Raw genomic sequence first — 23,005 nt, 5'->3', positions numbered from 1 at the left:
GCGCCGTTCGGCGCAGGCAGGAGGCCGCTCGGCGCTTGCCCGCCGCGGGGCTCTGGCTGGGGGGTCCCGAGGGGCGCAAAAGTGATGTGCATCACGCATCCGCCGGGCACCCGCGCCGGCCAACGTCAGGAGGACCCATGGGCAACGACGCCCCCCGGGACGCGAGGGCCGGCACGGCCCCGCACCCGGACTTCCAGCTGGTCCAGGCCAGCGACGAGTTCCGCGCGCTGCGCGCGAGCCACCGCAGCTTCGTGTTCCCGATCGCCGGAGCGTTCCTGCTCTGGTACTTCCTGTACGTCCTGCTGGCGGACTACGCGCACGACTTCATGTCGATCAGGCTGGCCGGCAGCATCACGGTCGGCCTCGTGCTCGGCCTGGCGCAGTTCGTGACCACGTTCGGCATCACCGCCTGGTACGTCCACCACGCCAACAAGAAGCTCGATCCGGCAGCGGAGGCCATCCGCGGCGAGATCGAACGCGGCGAGCTCGAGCCGGGCGAGGCGTCGCCGGGGGCCCACGCCGCGGGCCGCGAGGAGGAGAGCACCCGATGAACGTCGCCGCAAGCCTGCAGAGCAGCACCTGGCTCAACATGTCGATCTTCGCCCTGTTCGTCGCGGTCACGATCGTGATCGTGATCCGGGCCGGCAGGAACAACAAGACCGCTGCCGACTACTACGCCGGCGGCCGGTCCTTCACCGGCGGCCAGAACGGCACCGCCATCTCGGGCGACTACCTCTCCGCCGCCTCGTTCCTGGGCATCACCGGCGCGATCGCCGTCAACGGCTACGACGGGTTCCTCTACTCGATCGGCTTCCTCGTGGCGTGGCTCGTCGCGCTCCTGCTCGTCGCCGAGCTCCTGCGGAACACCGGCAAGTTCACCATGGCCGACGTCCTGGCGTTCCGCCTCCGCGAGCGCCCCGTGCGCATCGCGGCCGCGATCTCGACCCTCGCGGTGTGCTTCTTCTACCTCCTGGCCCAGATGGCGGGGGCCGGGGGCCTGATCGCGCTGCTCCTGGGCATCTCAGACTGGGGCGGCCAGGCCGTCGTCATCACCGTGGTCGGCGCGCTCATGATCATGTACGTGCTCCTCGGCGGCATGAAGGGCACCACCTGGGTGCAGATCATCAAGGCCATCCTGCTCATCGCGGGCGCCTTCGTCATGACGATCATGGTGCTGGCGATCAACGGCTTCAACCTCTCCACCCTGCTGGACAGCGCGGTCCACACCGCCGGCGCGGGCGGCGAGAAGCTGCTCAACCCGGGCTTGGCCTACGGCAAGGACGGCACCTCCAAGCTCGACTTCGTCTCGCTCGGCCTCGCGCTGGTCCTCGGCACCGCGGCGCTGCCCCACGTTCTCATGCGCTTCTACACCGTGCCGACCGCGAAGGAGGCCCGCAAGTCGGTCGTGTGGGCGATCTGGATCATCGGCGCCTTCTACCTCTTCACCCTCGTGCTCGGGTACGGCGCGGCGGCGCTCATCGGCGCGGACACGATCAAGAAGGCCCCCGGTGGGGTCAATTCGGCGGCCCCGCTGCTCGCGTTCCAGCTCGGCGGACCGCTCCTGCTGGGCTTCATCTCGGCGGTCGCGTTCGCCACGATCCTCGCGGTCGTGGCCGGCCTGACCATCACCGCGGCGGCCTCGTTCGCCCACGACATCTACGCCAACGTCCTCGCCAAGGGCAGGACCACCCCGGCCTCCGAGGTCAAGGTGGCCCGCCGCACCGTGGTGGTGATCGGCCTCTTCGCGATCGTCGGGGGCATCTTCGCCAACGGCCAGAACGTCGCCTTCCTCGTGGCCCTCGCGTTCGCGGTGGCGGCCTCGGCCAACCTGCCCACGATCCTCTACTCGCTCTTCTGGAAGAGGTTCACCACGCAGGGGGCGCTGTGGAGCATCTACGGCGGCCTGGCCTCGGCGGTCCTGCTCATCGCCTTCTCGCCGGTCGTCTCCGGGTCGAAGACGTCGATGATCCCCGGCGCGCACTTCGCGTGGTTCCCGCTGAGCAACCCGGGCATCGTCTCGATCCCGCTCGCCTTCGCCCTCGGCTGGCTCGGGACCGTCCTCGACAAGCGGCGGGAGGATCCGGCCAAGCAGGCCGAGATGGAGGTCCGGTCGCTCACCGGCGTGGGCGCCGAGAAGGCGGTCTCGCACTAGCCCACCACCTCGCACGACGACGGGCGGCGGCTCCCAACAGGGGGCCGCCGCCCGCTGCGGTTCCGGGCAGCGCGAGCCGAGCGTGCGCCGTCGTGCGTCAGCGGGGCTGGATGCGGATCCCGTCCAACAGGAGCGGGTCGCCCTCCCACCGGTAGGAGAGGTCGAAAGCGCGGCTGCCGCAGACGAGGACCCCCTGGGCCTCGCCGCGCGGGCGCTGGCCGGCGCGGGAGAGCGAGTCGGCGCGCTGGATGTCCGCGGCGCACGCCGAGTCGATCTGCAGCTCGGTGAGCCGGCTCGTGAGCTCGGTCTCGCTCAGGTGCTCCCTGAGGGCGGGGGTGAACTCGCCGTAGGCGCGCGTGAGGTTGCCCGAGGCGAGGTCGGAGCTCATCTGCTCCGAGGCCCGCTTGATGCCCGCCCCGGGGCTGAACACGGTCAGGGCCAGGACCACGGCCGCGGCCGCGGCGAGGAGGACCGCGGCGCCGCCCACGCCCAGCCCGATCCACAGCCACGGGCTCCGCTTCTGCCGCGCCCCGCCCGGGCCGGCCCACAGCTCCTGCGGGGTGGGCTCGCGGGGCCGCTCCATGCGGGCCTGGCTCTGGTTGGGCAGCTGGGGGAACGTCATTGGGCGGCTCAGTCCTCGGCGCTAGGCGGGCGGTCGGGGGCCCCTCGCGAGGAGCGGGTCCATCCTGAATGGTATGAGGTCGCCCATCGCGAGGGCGGTATCGGTCCGCTCGACGCCGTCCACCGCGAGGATCTTGCCGTTGATCCTGAACAGGTCCTCGGCGTCGAGGGCCACGACCCGGAGCAGGAGGTCGGCCGTGCCGGTGAGGCCGTGCCCCTCGAGGACCTCGGGGATGCCGGCGATGTGCTCGGTGATCTCCGCGAGCTTGCGCTGCTGGACGTGGACGGTGATGAACGCCAGCAGGGGATAGCCGAGCGACGCCGGATTGATGCGCCGGTCGAACCCGAGGAACACGTGGCCCGCCTCGAGGCGCGCGAGCCTCGCCTGCACCGTGTTCCGCGAGAGCCCCAGGTCCTGGGCGAGCGCCACGACCGTGCGGCGGGGATCCTCGGACAGCGCCCGCAGGATGCGGGCATCGGTGGCGTCGACGACGTGCATGGTGCGCAGGCTAGCACGCTGGAGACCTGCCGATCTGGGCATCGTGCCCAGTGCGGCCACGATTGGTTGTACCCCCTGATAGTTGTGAGTATGGTCACATTAACCCGGCGGCCCACAGGCCTCCCGAGATCAGAGAGGGATGCGTACCCAGTGTCCAGCTACCAGATGTCGACCGGCGACGACGGCTCGCCGATCCAGCTTCTCTCCCCCCACGGCGAGCGCCGGCCCCACGAACGGTACGACGGCCTCCTCGCCGACCTCGGCCCCGAGGCGCTCGCCTCACTCTACGAGGACATGGTGGTCGCCCGGCGCATCGACGCCGAGGGAACGGCCCTCCAGCGCCAGGGCCAGCTCGGCCTGTGGCCGCCGTTCCTCGGCCAGGAGGCCGCGCAGATCGGCTCGGCCCACGCCGTCGCACCCGACGACTTCATCTTCGCCAGCTACCGCGAGATCGCCGTCGCCTATGCCCGCGGGATCCCGCTGCCGGCCCTCATGCGGCAGTGGCGCGGCGCCGCGAACGCAGGCTGGGACCCGTTCCGGCACAACATGGCACCGACGCAGGTGGTGATCGGCGCCCAGTCCCTGCACGCCGTCGGGTACGCCATGGGCGTGCAGTTCGACGGCGCGGAGACCGCCGTCATCACCTACTTCGGGGACGGTGCCACGAGCCAGGGCGACGTGAACGAGTCGATGGTCTTCGCGGCGAGCTTCCAGGCCCCCGTCGTGTTCTTCTGCCAGAACAACCACTGGGCGATCTCGGAGCCGGTGGGCGTGCAGGCCCACGTGCCGATCGGGCTGCGCGCTCCGGGCTTCGGCATCCCGAGCGTGCGGGTCGACGGCAACGACGTCCTGGCCTGCCTCGCCGCGACCCGCGAGGCCCTCGGCCGGGCCCGCTCGGGCAACGGCCCCTCGTACATCGAGGCGGTCACCTACCGGATGGGAGCCCACACCACCGCGGACGATCCCACGCGGTACCGCGACGCGAACGAGCTCGAGGACTGGCGCGGGCGCGACCCGATCTCACGGCTCGAGGCGTACCTGCAGGCCGAGGGAGTGCTCGACGACGGCCTCCGGGCGCGGGTCGCAGCGACGGCCGACGACGTCGCGGCCGCCCTGCGCGAGGCCACCATCCACATGCCCGATCCCGCCCCGGCGGAGCTCTTCGAGCATGTCTACGCGGGTCCGCACGCGGCCCTGGACCGGCAGCGGGAGCAGTTCGAGCGGTTCCACGCCGGGTTCGACGACCATGCCGGGCACGCCGCCGGCGCACACACGGAGGGGGTCCGCTGATGCCCGGGATGACGTTCGCCAAGGCGCTCAACGCAGGCCTGCGCAAGGCCATGGAACGTGACCCGAAGGTCGTGCTGATGGGCGAGGACATCGGCCGCCTCGGCGGGGTGTTCCGCATCACCGACGGCCTGCAGAAGGACTTCGGCGCGCACCGGGTCGTCGACACGCCGCTCGCGGAATCCGGCATCATGGGCACCGCGATCGGCATGGCCTACCGCGGCTACCGCCCGGTGGTGGAGATCCAGTTCGACGGCTTCGTGTACCCGGCCTTCGACCAGATCGTCTCCCAGGTCGCGAAGATGCACTACCGCACCCGCGGCGCGGTGGCCATGCCGATCACCCTGCGCCTGCCCTACGGCGGAGGCATCGGCTCCCCCGAGCACCACTCGGAGTCGCCCGAGGCGTACTTCGCGCACACCGCCGGCCTGCGGGTCGTCTCCCCCTCCACGCCCCAGGACGCGTACACGATGATGCAGGAGGCCATCGCCTGCGACGACCCGGTGGTGTTCCTCGAGCCCAAGCGCCGGTACCACGACAAGGGCGAGGTCGATGAGGCGCTCGAACCGGGCGCTGGGGGGCTCGGCATGGGCTCCGCCCGGGTCGCGGCGGAGGGCTCCGACGTCACCCTCGTCGCCTATGGACCGATGGTGAAGACGTGCCTCGACGCCGCGGTGGCCGCCTCGGACGAGGGGGTCTCCATCGAGGTGATCGACCTGAGGTCCCTCTCGCCGGTGGACTACGGCCCGCTCGAGGCGTCCGTGCGGAAGACGGGTCGGCTCGTCATCGCCCACGAGGCCTCGCAGACCCTCGGCCTCGGCGCCGAGCTGTCCGCCGTGCTCACGGAGCGGTGCTTCTACCACCTCGAGCATGCCCCCGTGCGGGTAACCGGCTTCGACGTGCCCTACCCGCCGTCCAAGCTCGAGTTCCACCACCTGCCCGACCTGGACCGCATCCTCGACGGCGTGGACCGCGCCCTGGACAGGCCCAACTCCCTCAGCGGCATGGAGGAGGACGCATGAGCGCGGCCACGGCCGACCAGGGGGCGGCCCCCGTGACGCGGCCCTTCCTCCTCCCGGACCTGGGCGAGGGCCTCACCGAGTCCGAGATCGTGTCCTGGCGCGTCGCCGTGGGCGACTCCGTGCGCCTCAACCAGGTCATCGGCGAGGTCGAGACGGCCAAGGCCGTCGTCGAGCTCCCGAGCCCGTACACCGGCACCGTCACCGCGCTGCTCGCCGAGCCGGGGGACGTCGTGGCCGTCGGCGCGCCGATCGCCGAGTTCGAGGTGGCGGCCGACGCCGGCCGCGCGCCCGCCGCTGCCGGTACGCCGACGTCCTCGGACGCGGCGGGGGAGGCCCCCCGGCGCCAGGCGACGCTCGTCGGCTACGGCGCCATGCCGGAGACCGGGGCGCGGCCGGCGCGCCGCGCGCGCCTGACCGTGGTGGGGGAGGGGCCGACGGCTGCGGGGCGGCCGCCGAGCGCAGCGGAGCGCACCGGTCACGCAGCGCTCGGTGGGGACGCAGCAGCGGAGCCGAGGCCCGCCCCCGCGGAGCGACCCCGTTCCACCCCTCCCGTCCGCAAGCTGGCCAAGGACCTCGGGGTGGACCTCGGAGGCCTCGAGGGCACCGGCCCGCGCGGCCTCATCACGCGCGACGACGTGCTCGCCTCGATCGGCACGGGTGCGGCCGGCACGGCCCCGGACAGCAGCCTCTCGGCCGCCCCGGCCCCGGCCCCGGCGGCAGGCGCGCCGGCCGCATCGCCGGCCGCCGGCGTCGTCCGCGAATCCCGGACCGCGATCAGGGGCGTGCGCAGGCAGACGGCGGCCGCGATGGTCGCGAGCGCGTTCACCGCCCCCCACGCGAGCGAGTTCCTCACCGTGGATGTCACCCCGGCGATGGAGCTCATCGGGCGGCTGCGCGAGAACCGCGCGTTCACGGGCCAGAAGGTCACCCCGCTCACGCTCGTCGCCAAGGCAGTGCTCATCGCGCTGCGCCGGAGCCCCTCGCTCAACACGCGCTGGGACGAGGGGGCGCAGGAGATCGTGCAGTACCACTACGTGAACCTCGGCATCGCGGCCGCCACGCCCCGGGGGCTCATGGTGCCGAACATCAAGGACGCGCAGGAGCTCTCGCTCGCGGAGCTCGCCGGGGCGATCTCTGACCTCGCTGCGACGGCGCGGGAGGGCCGCACCGCGCCGGCGGACCTGTCCGGGGGGACCATCTCGATCACCAACATCGGGGTCTTCGGGATCGATGCCGGCACGCCCATCCTGAACCCCGGCGAGGCCGCCATCCTCGCCATGGGCCAGGTCCGCAGGCTCCCCTGGGAGCATGGCGGAGAGGTCGCGCTGCGCCAGGTCATGACGCTCTCGCTCTCCTTCGACCACCGCCTCGTCGACGGCGAGCAGGCCTCCCGGTTCCTCGCCGACGTCGGCGCCGTCCTCGCCGATCCGGGCATGGTACTCACCATGGTGTGACCGCCCCGGAAGCCCGGCCGGCCCCCGGAATCGCGGGCCGGCCGGGCTTTTCCTCTGCGGAGACCCCACCGGCACCCGTAGTGCCGACCACCGCGGCCGAGTACCCCGCCAGTGGCCCCCTCGCCGGACCCTGCGTACCCGGTCCGAAATCCCCCGAGTAGGGGCCCGCGGAGTACCCGAAAAGACGGGTACGGATTACTCGGGCGCCCCATGGGCCCCAATTTTTACGCTCCTTCTATCACGCCGCGGGCACCCCGCCAGCGGCGGCGAGGGTAGGGGGAGCCTGCTCATGGAGCCCATCGGAAACCCACGGATCCGCGGCCGGCACCGTGCCCGGCGCGGCACGGTCCACGCGCCCCGCCGGGCCGTCGCCGCCCTGCTGGCAGGAGTGCTCGCGGGTGCGGCGCTGCTCGCCGGGACGACGACGGCCTCCGCGGACGTCGGCACCGTGGACCAGGACAGCATGCGCACCGGGTGGGACAGCAGCGAGAGCGCCCTCTCCCCGGCGGCCGTCGGGTCCACCAACTTCGGCAAGCTGTTCTCCACCGCTCTGAACGGGCAGGTGTACGCGCAGCCGCTCGTGGTGGGCCAGACCGTCATCGCGGCCACGGAGAACAACGCGGTCTACGGCCTGGACGCCACGACGGGCGCGGTGAAGTGGACCCGCTCGGTCGGTCCCGCATGGCCCGCCTCCACGGTGAGCTGCGGGGACCTCGTCCCCAACATCGGCATCACCTCCACCCCGGTCTACGACGCGGCGACCAACAGCGTCTTCCTCACCGCGAAGACGAACGACGGCGCGAACGCCCAGCTCCCGCACTGGTACATGCACTCGATCGACGTAGCGACCGGCACCGAGCGGGCCGGGTTCCCGGTGCTGATCGACGGGGCCCCGACCAACGACCCGACCCATCCGTTCAACGCGCTCACCGCCATGCAGCGGCCGGGCCTGCTGCTGATGGGCGGGGTCGTCTACGCCGGGTTCGCGAGCCACTGCGACTACAACCCGTTCGTGGGCTACGTGGTCGGGGTCTCCACGGCGGGGAAGCAGACCACCATGTGGGCCACCGAGACCGGGGTCAGCAACGCCGAGGGCGGCATCTGGCAGTCCGGCGGCGGCCTCGTCTCCGACGGCCCGGGACGGATCCTGTTCACGACCGGCAACGGCATCGCCCCGCAGGCGTCTGCGGGGTCCTCCCCGCCCTCGACCCTGGCCGAGTCCGTGGTCCGGCTGCAGGTCGGCACCGACGGGAACCTGACGGCGAAGGACTTCTTCAGCCCCGCCGCCAACGTCAAGCTGAACCAGAACGACGCCGACCTCGGCTCCGGCAGCCCCATGGCGGTCCCCGACGGGTACGGCACCTCGGCGCACCCGCACCTGATGGTGCAGACGGGCAAGGACGGCCACATCTACCTCCTCGACCGGGACAATCTGGGCGGCATGGCCCAGGGCGCCGGCGGCACGGACGCCGTGGTGAACACGGCCGGCCCGTACAACGGGGTCTGGGGGAGGTCCGCGTTCCTCGGCACCACCCAGGGCGGCTACGTCTACCAGGTCGAGAACAGCGGCTACCTGCGCGCCTCGAAGCTCGTGCCCACGAGCACCGGCGGGGTCCAGCTCGCCTCGGTCGGGACGTCCAGCGGGACCTTCGGGTTCTCGTCCGGGTCCCCGGTGGTGACCTCCTCCGGCACCGACCCGTCCACGGCGCTCGTGTGGGTCGTCTACACCGACAACGGGACGGGCACCAACGGGCAGCTGCGCGCCTACCGGGCCATCCCGGACAGCACGGGCAAGCTCGCCCAGGTCTTCAGCGCCCCGATCGGGACGGCGGCGAAGTTCACCTCGGTCGCCACCAACGGCGGCAAGGTGTACGTGGGCACCCGCGACGGCAACGTGCTCGCGTTCGGCATCCCGACGTCGGCCGCGGTGGGCTCGACCGGCGGCGACCTGGGCCAGGTGGCCGTCGGCGCGAGCGGGACCGCCACGGTGACCATGACGGCGACGCGTGCGGTGACGATCAGCTCGATCACCACGGCCGCTCCGTTCGGGATCGGGTCGGTGGCACTCCCGAAGGCCCTGGCCTCCGGCGCGAGCCTCTCCCTCCCCGTGACCTTCGCCCCCACGGCGACCGGGGAATCGGACGGCTCGCTGACGGTGAAGACCTCCGACGGTGAGACGGACCTGCTGGGCGTCCACGGGATCGGCACGAAGGACGGCCTCGGCGCCACCCCGACGTCGCTCGCCTTCGCCAACGTCCCGACCGGGACGATCAGCCGCCAGACCGTCAACATCGTCAACACCGGCACGACGGCGGTCTCCGTGACCGGGGTGACCCTGCCCGCCACCGCGAGCCTCGTCGCGGACCCCGCCACCGTGCCTGCCGTGGGGGCGACCATCCAGCCCCTCGCCTCCGTGCCCGTGTCGATCGCGTTCAGCCCGACGGCCGCGGCCACCGTCAGCGACTCGCTGACCGTGACGAGCAACCTCGGGGGAGTGACGGTTCCGATCAGCGCCACCTCCATCTCCGGCGCCTCGCACCTGCAGGTGCCCGCATCGCTCGACTTCGGCAACGTCGCGGTGGGGGCGTCCTCGACCCGCTCATTCCAGATCCAGAACACCGGCAACATCCCGATGACGATCACCAAGGCGAAGGCCCCGCAGGGCGTCTTCAGCACCACGACCCCGGTCTCCGAGGGCCTGAGCATCCCGCCCGGGGACTCCGTGTTCCAGAGCGTGACGTTCGCCCCGACGGCGGTCGGGCAGGCCGGCACCGCGGACACGTACTACCTGATCACGGCCGACGACGGCTCCAGCGCCCAGGAGGTCATGCTCACCGGGTACGGAGTCAACGATCCGGTCGCCGCCTACGCACAGAAGATCGGTGCAGGAACGTGGGCGTCCCCGCTCGGCCAGGCCCTCTCCACTGAGTACGCCGTGGGCACCGGCACGTGCCAGGACTACACCTCTGGCATCATCTGCTGGTCCCCGACCACCGGGGTGCACGAGGTCCACGGGTCCATCTATTCGCGCTACGCGGCGGCCGGCGGTCCAAGGGGCTTCCTCGGGTTCCCGACCACGGACGAGACCAAGACCCCGGACGGCATCGGCGCCTACAACCACTTCTCCGGCTCCGGCGGCGCCTCGATCTACTGGACGTCCACTACGGGGGCGCACTCGGTCCAGGGAGCCATCCGGTCCAATTGGGCGGCATCCGGGTGGGAGCGCGGACCGCTGGGCTACCCGACCACGGACGAGCTGGGCACCCCGGACGGCCTCGGCCGGTACAACCACTTCAACGGCTCCGGCGGCGCGTCGATCTACTGGACGTCGAAGACCGGCGCCCACTCGGTGCGCGGCGCGATCCGGGCCAACTGGGCAGCCTCGGGCTGGGAGCGCGGCCCGCTGGGCTACCCGACCACCGATGAGCTGGGCACCCCGGACGGCATCGGCCGGTACAACCACTTCAACGGCTCGAGCGGCTCCTCGATCTACTGGTCCCCGACCACCGGCGCACACTCGATCCGCGGCGCGATCCGGGCGGAGTGGGCTGCGAGCGGCTGGGAGAAGGGGCCCCTGGGCTACCCCACGACCGACGAGAAGGGGACGCCGGACGGCTCCGGCCGGTACAACCACTTCTCCAAGGCGGCCTCGATCTACTGGACCCCGTGGACCGGCGCGCACTCGGTGCTCGGCGCGATCCGGGCCACGTGGGCCTCGATGGGCTGGGAGCGCAGCTGGCTCGGCTACCCGACCTCCGACGAGTACTCGGTCACCGTAGGCCGGGCCGAGGACTTCGAGAACGGCACCCTGACGTGGAGCGCCTCCACCGGGATGGTGAACGCGGGGTGAGGTGAGGACCTGGGCCAGCGACCTGTCCCGTCTGCTGGCCCGCCGGGGGAGCGGCGCTCACGGCCTGGCCGTGAGCGCCGCTTCCGCCATGAGGGCGAGCGTCGCCCTGGCCGACGAGGCCCTCACCCGCCCGCCCGGCCTGCGCACCGAGTGCGGCGTGGAGTTGATGAGGCCGAACACGGCCTGCGCCCGCATCCGCAGCTCCGCCGCGCTCGCCGCGGGATGCACCGGCCGCAGGGCATCGCACCACACGTCGACATAGGCGAGCTGCAGCGAACGCACCCGCCGGCGGTCCGCCTCCGCGAGGGAGCCGAAGTCGCGGTCCTGGACCCGGATCACGTCCGGCTGGGCCAGGGCGAAGTCCACGTGGAAGGCAACGAGCGCGCGGACGGGAGCGCCGTCGTCGTCCGCGCCGAATGCCGCCTCCTGCGCCACCCGGCGCCCGCCCTCGAGCAGATCCTCGCTGACGCCGACCAGCAGCGCCCCGAGCACCGCCTGCTTGCCGGGGAAGTGGCGGTAGATCGCAGGCCCGCTCACGCCCGCGGCCGCGCCGAGGTCCTCGAGCGAGGCCCCCGCATAGCCCTGCGCCGCGAACAGCCCTGCAGCCGCGTCGAGGATGGCCCGCCGCCGCTCGGCCTTGGCCTGCACGCGCGGGCTCGTGCTCTCGCCCATGTCCCTCCCCGGTCCGGCGGAAACCCCTGTGCTGGACATCACAGTTAATCCACATTAACTTAGATTCCAGTTAGCCGTCACTAACCGAGTTGATGCGGGCCCCGCCCGTCCCGGAGGACCGATGGAGACCCTGACCAGCCGGATCGACCCGGCAGGCCCCGCCTTCGCCGAGAACCGCGCTGCCCAGCGCGCCCTCGCCGACGGGCTGCGGGCGCGCCTCGCCGCGGCGGCCCTCGGCGGCCCCGAGCGCTCCCGCGAGCGCCACGTGGCCCGCGGCAAGCTGCTGCCGCGCGAGCGCATCGACGTCCTGCTGGACGAGGGCTCGCCGTTCCTGGAGGTCTCCCCGCTCGCCGCGGACGGCATGTACGACGGCGAGTGCCCGGCCGCGGGCGTGATCGCCGGCATCGGCCTGGTCCACGGCCGCCACGTCATGGTCGTGTCCAACGACGCGACGGTCAAGGGCGGCACCTACTACCCCATGACGGTCAAGAAGCACCTGCGCGCCCAGGAGATCGCGCTCGAGAACCGGCTTCCCTGCATCTACCTCGTCGACTCGGGCGGGGCGTTCCTGCCCAAGCAGGACGAGGTGTTCCCCGACCGCGACCACTTCGGCCGGATCTTCTACAACCAGGCCCGCCTCTCCGCAGCCAAGATCCCCCAGATCGCCGCGGTCCTCGGCTCGTGCACCGCCGGCGGCGCCTATGTGCCGGCGATGAGTGACGAGACGGTGATCGTGCGGAACCAGGGCACGATCTTCCTCGGCGGCCCGCCGCTCGTGAAGGCCGCGATCGGCGAGGTGGTCACCGCGGAGGAGCTGGGCGGGGGAGAGGTCCACGCCAAGGTCTCCGGCGTGGCGGACCACCTCGCCGACAACGACGAGCACGCCCTCGAGATCGTCCGCAGCATCGTCGAGACCCTCCCGTCCCCGGCCGCGGCGCCCTGGGCGGTGCGCACCCCCGTCGAGCCCCAGGCCGACCCGTCCGAGCTGTACGGCGTGGTGCCCGTCGACGTCAACGCCCAGTACGACGTCCACGAGGTCATCGCCCGGCTCGTGGACGGCAGCGAGTTCCACGAGTTCAAGAAGGACTACGGCCCCACGCTCGTCACGGGCTTCGCGCACCTGGACGGGCATCCGGTCGGGATCGTGGCGAACAACGGGGTGCTGTTCTCCGAGTCGGCGATGAAGGGCGCGCACTTCATCGAGCTGTGCGACCAGCGCGGCATCCCGCTCGTGTTCCTGCAGAACATCTCCGGCTTCATGGTGGGCCGCGACTACGAGCACGGCGGGATCGCCAAGCACGGCGCGAAGATGGTCACCGCCGTCGCCACGACCCGGGTCCCCAAGCTCACGGTGGTGATCGGCGGGTCCTTCGGCGCCGGCAACTACTCGATGTGCGGGCGTGCCTACTCGCCGCGGTTCCTGTGGATGTGGCCGGCGAGCCGCATCTCGGTGATGGGCGGCAACCAGGCCGCGTCGGTGCTCGCGACCGTCAAGCGCGACCAGTTCGAGGCCCGCGGCGAGGAGTGGGCCGCGGCCGAGGAGGACGCCTTCAAGGCCCCGATCCGCGCGCAGTACGAGGCCCAGGGGAGCCCCTACTACTCGACCGCGAGGCTCTGGGACGACGGCGTCATCGACCCGGCCGACACGCGCCGGGTGCTCGGAATGGCCCTCGCCGTCGTTGCCCAGTCCCCCCTGCCGGAGACGTCCTTCGGCATCTTCAGGATGTGAGCCGCATGACCGCCACCACTGCTTCCGCCCGGCCCTTCGCCAAGGTCCTCGTGGCCAACCGCGGCGAGATCGCGTGCCGCGTGATCCGGACCCTTCGCCGGCTCGGCGTCGCCTCCGTCGCGGTGTACAGCGACGCCGACGCCGGGGCGCGCCACGTCCACGAGGCCGACGAGGCCGTCCGCATCGGCCCCGCCCCTGCAGCGCAGAGCTACCTGAGCATCCCCGCGATCGTCGAGGCGGCCCGCGCCACCGGGGCGGAGGCCGTCCACCCGGGCTACGGCTTCCTGAGCGAGAACGCCGCACTCGCCCGCTCCCTCGCCGACGCCGGCATCGTGTTCGTGGGCCCCGGGCCCGAGGCCCTCGCGGTCATGGGGGACAAGATCCGGGCCAAGAACCACGTCGCGGGCCACGGCGTCCCGGTCATCCCGGGCGTCCCCGAGCCGGGCCTCACGGACGCCGAGCTCATCGGGCGCGCCGAGGGCGTGGGCTATCCGCTGCTCATCAAGCCCTCGGCCGGCGGCGGCGGCAAGGGCATGACCGTCGTCGAGTCCGCGGCAGACCTGCCGGGCGCCCTCGCGACAGCCCGCAGGGTCGCGACCGCCGCCTTCGGCGACGGGACGCTGCTCCTCGAGCGGCTCGTCCGCGCCCCCCGGCACATCGAGGTCCAGGTCCTCGCGGACACCCGCGGCACCACCATCCACCTCGGCGAGCGCGAGTGCTCCCTCCAGCGACGGCACCAGAAGGTCATCGAGGAGGCCCCCTCGCCGCTGTTCGACACCGAGCAGGGCCCGGACACCCGCGCCCGCATCGGCGCAGCCGCGTGCGAGGCCGCGCGCTCCGTCGGCTACGTCGGCGCCGGCACGGTCGAGTTCCTCGTCTCCGACGAGGCGCCGGACGACTTCTTCTTCATGGAGATGAACACCCGCCTCCAGGTCGAGCACCCGGTGACGGAGATGGTCACGGGCATCGACCTCGTCGAGCAGCAGCTCCGGGTCGCGGCCGGCGAGCCCCTGGCCCTGCGCCAGGAGGACCTCCGCCTCGACGGCCACGCCATCGAGGCCCGCGTCTACGCCGAGGTCCCCGCCCGGGGCTTCCTCCCCGCCACCGGCCGGATCGAGGTCCTCGACGAGCCAGCCGGGGATCGCGTGCGCGTGGACAGCTCCCTCGAGCCGGGCCTGGCCATCGGCTCGGACTACGACCCGATGCTCGCCAAGTGCATCGCGTGGGGCCCCACCCGGGGCGAGGCCCTCGAGACGCTGGACGCCGCGCTCTCCCGGTACACCGTGCTCGGCGTCGAGACCAACATCGAGTACCTCAGGCTCCTGCTCGCCGACCCGGACGTGCGCGCCGGACACCTCGACACCACCCTGATCGAGCGCCGGCTCGACGGCCTCGCCTTCCGGACGCCCGGAGAGGCCGACTACGCGGCGGCGGCGCTCCTCGCCGCCGGGACCGCAGCCGATGCAGTCGACGCGGCCGCCACAGGGCCGTGGGCCGCGGACGGCTGGCGCCTCGGAGCCCCCGCCGCCCGCCGCATGAGCCTCGGCGGCCCGGACGGCGGCGTCGTGACCGTCGCCGTGCACGCGCCCCCGGCCGGCGCGGCCGACGGCGCCGGGACGGTCCGCGTGGACGTCGGCTCCGAGCGGGGAGCCCCACGCGGGGCGGGCCTCGAGCGGGTGGGGCAGGCCGGCGTCGTCCTCACCCTCGACGGCGAGGAGCACCGCTACTCCTGGGCGCTCGCGGAGGGCCCGGCGGGGGAGAGCACCGTGCACCTCGGCGAGGCGGGCTGGTCCACCGCCCTCCCCGTCCTCGGCCGCGCGGAGCGGCTCGAGCGGCTCCGCGCCGCCGTCCACCGCCACGAGGGCGAGGCGGCGCCCGAGGTCCGCACGCCCATGCCTGGCACCGTCGTCTCCGTCGCCGTCGACCACGGCCAGGCCGTCGAGGCCGGCCAGCCCCTCGTCTCGGTCGAGGCCATGAAGATGGAGCACCAGCTCGTCGCCGCCTTCGCCGGGACCGTGGCGCTGCACGTCACCCCCGGCGCCCTCGTCAAGGCCGACCAGGTCGTCGCCACCGTCACCCCCCACCACGAAGCCCCACAGCGCGACGCGCACGAAGGAGCCTGAATCCATGGACTTCCAGCTCAGCGACGAGTACCAGGAGCTGTCCGACACGGTGCGCGAGTTCGCCGACGAGGTCGTCGCGCCCGTGTCCGCCCGGCACGACGAGGAGCACAGCTTCCCCTACGAGGTCATCGCCCAGATGGGCGAGATGGGCCTGTTCGGCCTGCCCTTCCCGGAGGAGTACGGCGGGATGGGCGGGGACTACTTCGCGCTCGCCCTCTCGCTCGAGCAGCTCGGCCGCGTCGACCAGTCGGTCGCGATCACGCTCGAGGCCGGCGTCTCGCTGGGGGCCATGCCGATCCACCGCTTCGGCACCGAGAAGCAGAAGGAGGCGCTCCTGCCGGACCTCGCCGCGGGCCGGGCGCTCGCCGGCTTCGGCCTGACGGAGCCCGGAGCCGGGTCGGACGCAGGGGGGACCAAGACGACCGCGCGGCTCGAGGACGGGGCCGACGGGCGCGAGTGGGTCATCAGCGGGTCGAAGGAGTTCATCACGAACTCCGGCACGGACATCACGAGCTTCGTGACCGTCACGGCGGTGACCGGCACGGAAGAGCGGGCCGACGGGACCGCCCGCAAGGAGATCTCCACGATCATCGTGCCCTCGGGCACTCCGGGGTTCCGCGCCGAGAAGCCCTACAACAAGGTGGGCTGGAACGCCTCGGACACCCACCCGCTCTCCTTCAAGGACGCGCGCGTCCCCGAGGAGAACCTCCTCGGCGTGCGCGGCCGCGGCTACGCCAACTTCCTCTCCATCCTCGACGAGGGCCGCATCGCGATCGCCGCCCTCGCCACGGGCGCAGCCCAGGGCTGCGTCGACCTGTCTGTGAAGTACGCCAAGGAGCGCACCGCGTTCGGGACGAACATCGGCAAGTACCAGGCCATCCAGTTCAAGATCGCCCGCATGCAGGCCCGCGCCCACACCGCCAGGCTCGCCTACTACGACGCGGCCGCGCGCATGCTCGCCGGCAAGCCCTTCAAGACCGAGGCCGCGATCGCCAAGATGGTGGCGGGGGAGGCCGCGATGGACAACGCCCGCGACGCCACGCAGGTGTTCGGCGGCTACGGGTTCATCAACGAGTCGACCGTGGCCCGGCACTACCGCGACTCGAAGATCCTCGAGATCGGCGAGGGCACCACGGAGGTCCAGCTCATGCTCATCGCCCGCGAACTGGGGCTGTGACCCGGCTCTAGCCAAAGGGGCCGGCCCTGACGTTGGATGAGGGCAGGCCCGGCAGCAACGCAACGAGGAGGGGCACGTGATCGACAAAGTGGTGGCGAGCGCCGAGGAGGCGGTCGCGGACATCGGGGACGGTGCATCGCTCGCCGTCGGCGGGTTCGGGCTGTGCGGCATCCCCGTGGCGCTCATCGACGCCCTGCACGCCCAGGGCACTGGCGGCCTGACCACCATCAGCAACAACTGCGGGGTGGACGACTGGGGCCTCGGGATCCTCCTCGCGGACGGCCGGATCACCCGCACCATCAGCTCCTATGTGGGCGAGAACAAGGAGTTCGCGCGGCAGTTCCTCGCGGGCGAGCTCGAGGTGGTCCTGACCCCGCAGGGCACCCTCGCCGAGAAGCTCCGCGCCGGCGGGGCCGGCATCCCCGCCTTCTACACGGCGGCCGGGGTGGGGACCCTCGTCGCCGAGGGCGGCCTGCCGCAGAAGTACGACGCCGACGGGAACGTGGTGCTCGCGTCCTCGCCGAAGGAGGTGCGCACCTTCAACGGCGCCGAGTACGTGCTCGAGGAGTCCCTCACCCCGGACTTCGCGCTCGTGCACGCCCAGAAGGCGGACCGCCACGGGAACCTGGTGTTCCACGCGACGGCCATGAACTTCAACCCGCTGTGCGCGATGGCCGGCCGGGTCACGATCGCCGAGGTCGAGGAGCTCGTCGAGCCGGGGGAGCTCGACCCCGAGAACATCGACCTGCCCGGCATCTTCGTCCAGCGCGTCGTCCACGTCCCGCCGGGCAGCCCGCACGCCGAGAAGCGCATCGAGAAGCGGACCGTGTCGACCACCGAGGGGGCCTGAAGATGCCGTGGACCCGCAATGAGCTCGCCGCGCGAGTGGCCCGGGAGCTCGAGAACGGACAGTACGTCAATCTGGGCATCGGCATGCCCACCCTGATCCCCAACTACATCCCGGACGGGGTCGAGGTGGTCCTCCACTCCGAGAACGGCATCCTCGGCACGGGCCGGTACCCGCGCGAGGACGAAGTCGACCCGGACCTCATCAACGCCGGCAAGGAGACCGTGACCGTCAACCGCGGCGCGGCGTTCTTCGACTCGGCGACCTCGTTCGGCATGGTCCGGGGCGGCCACGTGGACGTCGCCGTGCTCGGGGCCATGGAGGTCTCCGCCCACGGCGACCTCGCCAACTGGATGATCCCCGGGAAGATGGTCAAGGGCATGGGGGGCGCCATGGACCTCGTCTTCGGCGCCAAGCGGCTCATCGTCATGATGGAGCACACGGACCGGAACGGGAACCCCAAGATCCTGCCCGAGTGCACGCTGCCGCTCACGGGCCGGGCGTGCGTCGACCGGATCATCACGGACCTGGGCGTGATCGACGTGCAGCGCAGCGGGGTGGGCGCCGGGATGGAACCGGGACCGGGGCCGGTGCTCGTGCTGAGGGAGCTCGCGCCGGGGGTCACCGAGGAGCAGGTCGTCGCCGCGACCGCGGCCGAGCTCGAGGTGGAGATCCATGACAACGAGCCCTGAGCCGGCCCCGCTCCGCGTGATCGAGCAGCGCGGCCTCTACTTCGACGAGCTCGAGGAGGGCGTGGCCTACGCCCACCGCCCCGGGCGCACCGTGACCGAGGCGGACAACGTCCTGTTCACCACGCTCACCATGAACACCCAGGCGCTCCACCTCGACGCGGCGTGGAGCGCGGGCCAGCCCTTCGGGCAGCGGCTCATGAACTCGATGTTCACGCTCTCCACGATGGTGGGGCAGTCCGTGGCCCAGCTGACGCAGGGGACGATCGTCGCGCAGCTGGGCCTCACCGACGTGGCCTTCCCCCACCCGCTCTTCCACGGCGATACGCTCTACACCGAAACCGTCGTCGTGGAGAAGCGCCTCTCGGCCTCGCGTCCCGGACAGGGGATCGTGACCTTCGAGCACACCGGGCGCAACCAGGACGGCACCGTCGTGGCCCGGGCCCGCCGCTCGTGCCTCATGTGGACCAAGGAAGCGCATACCCGGTGACCGAGATGACCGCCCAGCCCCACGCCCACGGAGCGCCCTTCGCCATGGGGCCAGCGCTGCTCTTCTGCCCCGCCGACCGTCCCGAGCGCTTCGCCAAGGCCGCCGAGCGGTCCGACGCCGTGATCCTCGACCTCGAGGACGCGGTGGCGCCGGACGCGAAGGCGGAGGCCCGCAGGAACCTCGCCGAGACACCGCTGGACCCGGAGCGGACCATCGTGCGCGTCAACTCCGCCGGCTCGGTCCACTTCGACGCGGACCTCGAGGCGCTCGAGGCCACGCCGTACCGCACCGTCATGCTCGCCAAGGCCGAGGCGCCCGAGCAGCTCGCGCTCTTGCGCGCCTACCGGGTCATCGCCCTCTGCGAGACCGCCGCGGGCATCCTCGCGGCGCCGTCGATCGCCGCCGAGCCGAACACCGTGGGCCTCATGTGGGGGGCCGAGGACCTCGTGGCCTCCCTCGGCGGGACGTCGAGCCGTGCCGCAGACGGCGCGTACCGGGCCGTCGCCCTCCACGCCCGCTCCAGCGTGCTCCTCGCCGCCGGCGCCCACGGGAAGGCGGCGGTCGACGCCGTCTACACCGACATCCCGGATCTCGACGGGCTCTCCGCCGAGGCCGCGGACGCCGTCGCCTCCGGGTTCGCGGCGAAGGCCTGCATCCATCCGGGCCAGGTCGCCGCCGTGCGTTCCGCGTACGCGCCGTCAGCCGAGGCGGTCGCCGCCGCCCAGGCTCTCCTCGCCGCGGCGGAGGCCGCCGGCACGGGCGTGTTCCAGTACGAGGGCAAGATGATCGACGGCCCGATCCTGCGCCACGCCGAGGCGGTGCTGCGCCGGGCCGGGCTCGCCTGAGCGGAGCCGAAACCCTAGCTTGCGGGCCAGAACAGCTCGGTCCGCCACGTCGCCGGGTCCGGCTCGGCGTTCGGGTCGCTCATGTAGACCTCCCACATGCTCGCCCCCGGGGCGAGGCCCTGCTCCCGCATCCACCCGGTCACCTGCTGGTACGTCTCCGGCAGGGACTCGTAGGGGCCCACGTGCAGGGCGTGCACCGTCCGCCCGCCCGGCAGGACGCTGGCCGTGACCTCGCCGGTGCCGGAGAACGTCCCCGCCACCGGGAAGCCCGCCTCGACGTCGATGGTCTCGCCCGGCATGCCGTGGTACATCGCGAACGGCGGTCCGGCGACGCGGCCGCCCTGGTCCTGGACGGCCGCGACCACCGTGCCGAACACTCCGTCGAAGAAGCTCCGCAGCTCGTCCATCTTCACGGTGGCGCGCACCACGGCGGTCGGCTGCTCGGGCAGGTCGCTGACGCTGATCTCAGTCATGGTCCCATGCTCGCCCATCGGCCCCCGCCGGCGCGAGTGCCGGGAGCCCCCGGTCCTGCGCCCCTCGCCCGCGCCGGAGCCCTGCTCCTTCCGCAGAGGGGAGGCTGCGCCGTAGGGAATACTGGAGGGCATGCACACTTCCGGCACCGAGAGGGACCCGCAGGCCCAGCGCTCCGTCGTCATCCTCGGATCGACCGGCAGCATCGGCACCCAGGCGCTGGAGGTGGTCGACGGCGCCCCCCACCGCTTCCGCGTCCTGGCCCTCAGCGCCGGCGGAGGCAACCTCGGCCTCCTCGCCCGCCAGGCCGTGCGCACCCGCGCCGAGGCCGTGGGCATCGCCTCCGGGAGCGTCGACGAGCTGCGGTCCCTGATCAGCTCGGCCGCGGCCGCCGAGGGCGTGGCCGGCTACGAGCCGGAGCTCCTCGCCGGCCCCGACGCTTCGGCCCGCATCGCGGCGTGGAGCGGGGCCGGCGGCCCCGCCGATGTGGTGCTCAACGGCATCACGGGGAGCATCGGACTCGCGCCGACCCTCGCCGCCCTCGCCTCCGGCGCCACGCTCGCGCTCGCGAACAAGGAGAGCCTGATCGTGGGCGGCTCCCTCGTGACAGGCGCGGCCCGGCCCGGCCAGATCGTCCCGGTGGACTCGGAGCACTCCGCGATCGCCCAGTGCCTGCGGGCCGGCCGCGCCAACGAGGTCGAGAAGCTCATCCTCACCGCCTCCGGCGGCCCGTTCCGCGGGCGGGACCGGGCCTCGCTTGCGGGCGTCACCCCTGCCGAGGCGCTCAACCACCCCACGTGGGACATGGGCAAGGTAGTCACCACCAACTCCGCCACGCTCGTGAACAAGGGCCTCGAGCTCATCGAGGCGCACCTGCTCTTCGACGTCCCGCTCGAGGCGATCGACGTCGTGGTCCATCCCCAGTCCGTGGTGCACTCCATGGTCCAGTTCACCGACGGCTCGGTCATCGCCCAGGCGAGCCCGCCGGACATGCGGCTGCCGATCGCCCTGGGCCTCGGCTGGCCCGACCGCGTCCCGCGGGCGGCACGCCCCTGCGACTTCACCCAGGCGGCGGCGTGGACGTTCGAGCCGCTCGACGTCCGTGCCTTCCCGGCCGTGGAGATCGCCCGCGACGCCGCGAAGCAGGGCACGACCTTCCCGGCCGTGTTCAACGCCGCGAACGAGGAGGCCGTCGAGGCCTTCCATGCCGGCAGGATCGGGTTCCTGGACATCGTCGACACGGTAGAGGCAGTGCTCGCGGAGCATGCCGGTTCCTCGGAACTCTCTGTGGATTCCGTGCTCGCCGCCGAGGAGTGGGCACGTGCGCGGGCCGGTGAGCGTTTGGGAACGCAGAAGCCTTAGGAGATCTCCAGCGTGAACCCCACTGTCCTGTTCGTCCTCGGCGTCGTCTTCGTCGCCGTCGGCATCGCCGTATCCATCGCCCTGCACGAGGTGGGCCACCTCCTGCCGGCCAAGCTGTTCAAGGTCCGGGTCACCCGGTACATGATCGGCTTCGGGCCCACCCTGTTCTCGTTCCGGCGCGGCGAGACCGAGTACGGCGTCAAGGCACTCCCGCTCGGCGGCTACGTCGCGATGGTGGGGATGTACCCGCCCAACGCGACGGACGGCTCGGTGCGGCAGTCGAGCACCGGCATGTTCCAGAGCCTCGCCGAGGCGGCCCGCGACCAGGCGCACGAGGAGGTCCGGCCCGAGGACCATGGGCGGCTGTTCTACCAGCTGCCCGTCTGGAAGAAGGCCGTGATCATGCTCGGCGGCCCCGCGATGAACATCATCCTCGGGATCCTCTGCACCGCGATCCTGCTCATGGGGTTCGGGACGCCGCAGCCCACCACCCAGATCGCCAGCGTCTCCGCGTGCATGGTCACCCCGGGCAGCGGGAGCCAGAACACGGATCCGGCGACGTGCACCAAGACGCCGGCCGCGGCGGCCGGGTTCCAGCCGGGGGACACCATCGTGGCGTTCGACGGCAGGCCCGTGACCGGCTGGGACCAGCTCACCGCCTGGATCCGCGCCTCCGCCGGACACGAGGTCCAGGTGACGGTCAGGCGCGGCGACGCCGAGGTCACCACGAAGGTCACCCCGGTGCTGAGCCAGCGGCCGGTCCTCGGCGCCGACGGCCAGCCGGTGAAGAACGCGGACGGCACCTACCAGACCACCCAGGCAGGCTTCCTCGGCATCGGGCCGCGCCAGGGCCTCGTGCCCCAGCCCGCCTCGAGCGTCCTCCCCGCGGTGGGCGAGAACATCGCCCAGGTGACCGGCGTCGTCGTCAACCTGCCCGCCCGGGTCGTCGCGGTGGGGCAGGCGGCGTTCAGCAGCGCCCCCCGCGACCCGAACGGCCCCATCAGCGTCGTCGGCGTCGGCCGGGTCGCCGGCGAGGTAGCCTCGATGGAGGACGTCCCGCTCCAGGCGCGGATCGCGACGCTCGTGGGCATCCTCGCCGGCGTCAACCTCGCCCTCGCCGTCTTCAACCTCGTCCCGCTCCTGCCGCTCGACGGCGGGCACGTGGCGGGCGCGCTCTACGAGGGCGTCCGGCGCCGCGTGGCGGCCTGGCGCCGGCGCCCGGACCCCGGCCCGTTCGACATCGCCAAGCTCCTGCCCCTGACCTATGTGGTGGCCAGCGTCCTGCTCGTCATGAGCGCGCTGCTGATCTATGCGGACATCGTCAAGCCCGTCAACCTCTTCGGATGACGTTCAGCGGCACCGGCCGCGAGGGAGATAGTCTGGACCCATGACTGTCTTCGCCGTCGAATACCGCTACGTGTCCGCGCCGGAGGGGGCCGCCCGCCTCGACGAGGTGCGCCCCGACCACCGCGCGTGGCTGCGCGAGCGGGCCGAGTCCGGCGACCTCCTCGCGAGCGGCCCCTACGAGGGCGGCGCGAAGGCCCTGCTCATCTTCCGGGCCGAGGACCGCGCCGCCTTGGACGCCGTGCTCGCCGACGATCCGTTCGCCCACGCGTCCCTCATCGCGGAAACGGTCGCCACGCCGTGGAACCCGATCATCGGCCGCCTCGCCGACGCCGCAACGGTCTGACCGGCCGCCGGCCCCGCCGGCCCTG

At 72.4% G+C, this 23,005-nt stretch carries 20 protein-coding genes; 16 read left to right on the top strand and 4 right to left on the bottom strand.

Annotation, left to right across the window (positions count from 1 at the left end; all coding sequences use genetic code 11):
- The first annotated feature begins 137 nt into the window (after positions 1-137).
- Both J2W20_RS08145 and J2W20_RS08140 read left to right on the top strand, forming a co-directional pair.
- Complete coding sequence (locus J2W20_RS08145; protein ID WP_307005991.1) at positions 138-551, top strand: DUF485 domain-containing protein; 414 nt, start codon at positions 138-140, stop codon at positions 549-551.
- Positions 548-2,152: a solute symporter family protein gene (locus tag J2W20_RS08140; RefSeq protein ID WP_307005990.1), complete on the top strand. Its 1,605-nt coding sequence runs from the start codon at positions 548-550 to the stop codon at positions 2,150-2,152. Before J2W20_RS08145 ends, J2W20_RS08140 begins: the two co-directional genes overlap by 4 nt.
- A gap of 97 nt (positions 2,153-2,249) precedes the next feature.
- On the opposite strand, the gene J2W20_RS08135 is transcribed toward J2W20_RS08140, so the two are convergent.
- Positions 2,250-2,774: a hypothetical protein gene (locus J2W20_RS08135; protein WP_307005989.1), complete on the bottom strand. Its 525-nt coding sequence runs from the start codon at positions 2,772-2,774 to the stop codon at positions 2,250-2,252.
- 21 nt (positions 2,775-2,795) lie between these two features.
- A complete protein-coding gene (locus J2W20_RS08130; protein ID WP_307005988.1) occupies positions 2,796-3,272 on the bottom strand; it encodes an Lrp/AsnC family transcriptional regulator in 477 nt (158 codons plus the stop codon).
- Positions 3,273-3,437: 165 nt separating this feature from the next.
- On the opposite strand from J2W20_RS08130, the gene pdhA reads away from it, so the two are divergent.
- The 4 genes from pdhA (at position 3,438) to J2W20_RS08110 (ending at position 10,885) form a co-directional block, all read left to right on the top strand.
- On the top strand, positions 3,438-4,562 hold the full coding sequence (pdhA, locus tag J2W20_RS08125; RefSeq protein ID WP_307006130.1) for a pyruvate dehydrogenase (acetyl-transferring) E1 component subunit alpha: 1,125 nt from the start codon (positions 3,438-3,440) through the stop codon (positions 4,560-4,562).
- On the top strand, positions 4,562-5,581 hold the full coding sequence (locus J2W20_RS08120) for an alpha-ketoacid dehydrogenase subunit beta (RefSeq protein ID WP_307005987.1): 1,020 nt from the start codon (positions 4,562-4,564) through the stop codon (positions 5,579-5,581). Before pdhA ends, J2W20_RS08120 begins: the two co-directional genes overlap by 1 nt.
- Positions 5,578-7,035 carry a dihydrolipoamide acetyltransferase family protein gene (locus tag J2W20_RS08115; RefSeq protein ID WP_307005985.1) on the top strand — a complete coding sequence of 486 codons (1,458 nt, stop codon included), beginning with the start codon at positions 5,578-5,580 and terminating at the stop codon, positions 7,033-7,035. The genes J2W20_RS08120 and J2W20_RS08115 overlap by 4 nt, the downstream gene beginning before the upstream one ends.
- 289 nt (positions 7,036-7,324) lie before the next feature.
- The gene (locus J2W20_RS08110) at positions 7,325-10,885 is read left to right on the top strand and encodes a choice-of-anchor D domain-containing protein (RefSeq protein WP_307005984.1); all 3,561 of its coding nucleotides are present in this window, start codon (positions 7,325-7,327) and stop codon (positions 10,883-10,885) included.
- 57 nt (positions 10,886-10,942) lie between these two features.
- On the opposite strand, the gene J2W20_RS08105 is transcribed toward J2W20_RS08110, so the two are convergent.
- On the bottom strand, positions 10,943-11,557 hold the full coding sequence (locus J2W20_RS08105; protein WP_307005983.1) for a TetR/AcrR family transcriptional regulator: 615 nt from the start codon (positions 11,555-11,557) through the stop codon (positions 10,943-10,945).
- 121 nt (positions 11,558-11,678) lie between these two features.
- Between J2W20_RS08105 and J2W20_RS08100 the strand changes: the two genes are divergently transcribed.
- From J2W20_RS08100 to J2W20_RS08070, 7 genes are all read left to right on the top strand, one after another.
- Positions 11,679-13,286 carry a carboxyl transferase domain-containing protein gene (locus J2W20_RS08100; protein ID WP_307005982.1) on the top strand — a complete coding sequence of 536 codons (1,608 nt, stop codon included), beginning with the start codon at positions 11,679-11,681 and terminating at the stop codon, positions 13,284-13,286.
- A 5-nt stretch (positions 13,287-13,291) separates the two neighbouring features.
- Positions 13,292-15,409 carry an acetyl/propionyl/methylcrotonyl-CoA carboxylase subunit alpha gene (locus J2W20_RS08095; protein WP_307005980.1) on the top strand — a complete coding sequence of 706 codons (2,118 nt, stop codon included), beginning with the start codon at positions 13,292-13,294 and terminating at the stop codon, positions 15,407-15,409.
- A 4-nt stretch (positions 15,410-15,413) separates the two neighbouring features.
- Positions 15,414-16,586, top strand: coding sequence for an acyl-CoA dehydrogenase family protein (locus tag J2W20_RS08090; RefSeq protein WP_307005979.1), 1,173 nt, complete (start codon positions 15,414-15,416; stop codon positions 16,584-16,586).
- A gap of 76 nt (positions 16,587-16,662) precedes the next feature.
- Positions 16,663-17,436, top strand: coding sequence for a CoA transferase subunit A (locus J2W20_RS08085; protein WP_307005978.1), 774 nt, complete (start codon positions 16,663-16,665; stop codon positions 17,434-17,436).
- Positions 17,437-17,438: 2 nt separating this feature from the next.
- Positions 17,439-18,125 (top strand): CoA transferase subunit B, encoded by a 687-nt coding sequence (locus J2W20_RS08080; RefSeq protein ID WP_307005977.1) that lies wholly within the window; start codon positions 17,439-17,441, stop codon positions 18,123-18,125.
- A complete protein-coding gene (locus J2W20_RS08075) occupies positions 18,109-18,612 on the top strand; it encodes a MaoC family dehydratase (protein ID WP_307005976.1) in 504 nt (167 codons plus the stop codon). The genes J2W20_RS08080 and J2W20_RS08075 overlap by 17 nt, the downstream gene beginning before the upstream one ends.
- A gap of 5 nt (positions 18,613-18,617) precedes the next feature.
- The gene (locus J2W20_RS08070) at positions 18,618-19,457 is read left to right on the top strand and encodes an HpcH/HpaI aldolase/citrate lyase family protein (RefSeq protein ID WP_307006129.1); all 840 of its coding nucleotides are present in this window, start codon (positions 18,618-18,620) and stop codon (positions 19,455-19,457) included.
- 14 nt (positions 19,458-19,471) lie between these two features.
- Here J2W20_RS08070 and J2W20_RS08065 read toward each other — a convergent pair whose 3' ends face one another.
- Positions 19,472-19,930: a GyrI-like domain-containing protein gene (locus J2W20_RS08065; RefSeq protein WP_307005975.1), complete on the bottom strand. Its 459-nt coding sequence runs from the start codon at positions 19,928-19,930 to the stop codon at positions 19,472-19,474.
- Between the two features lie 130 nt (positions 19,931-20,060).
- Here J2W20_RS08065 and dxr point away from each other — a divergent pair, with 130 nt between their 5' ends.
- Genes dxr through J2W20_RS08050 form a run of 3 tightly spaced genes read left to right on the top strand, consistent with a single transcriptional unit; the run spans position 20,061 to position 22,980 of the window.
- A complete protein-coding gene (gene dxr / locus J2W20_RS08060; protein WP_307005974.1) occupies positions 20,061-21,290 on the top strand; it encodes a 1-deoxy-D-xylulose-5-phosphate reductoisomerase in 1,230 nt (409 codons plus the stop codon).
- Positions 21,291-21,302: 12 nt separating this feature from the next.
- The gene (locus J2W20_RS08055) at positions 21,303-22,637 is read left to right on the top strand and encodes a M50 family metallopeptidase (protein WP_307005973.1); all 1,335 of its coding nucleotides are present in this window, start codon (positions 21,303-21,305) and stop codon (positions 22,635-22,637) included.
- 40 nt (positions 22,638-22,677) lie between these two features.
- On the top strand, positions 22,678-22,980 hold the full coding sequence (locus J2W20_RS08050) for a YciI family protein (RefSeq protein ID WP_307005972.1): 303 nt from the start codon (positions 22,678-22,680) through the stop codon (positions 22,978-22,980).
- Positions 22,981-23,005: the final 25 nt, after the last annotated feature.

Origin of the sequence: Sinomonas atrocyanea, assembly GCF_030812675.1 — a bacterium.
GTDB lineage: Bacteria > Actinomycetota > Actinomycetes > Actinomycetales > Micrococcaceae > Sinomonas > Sinomonas atrocyanea_B.
The sequence above is the reverse complement of the archived record's forward strand: the minus strand, read 5'-3'. Positions and strand labels throughout refer to the sequence as shown.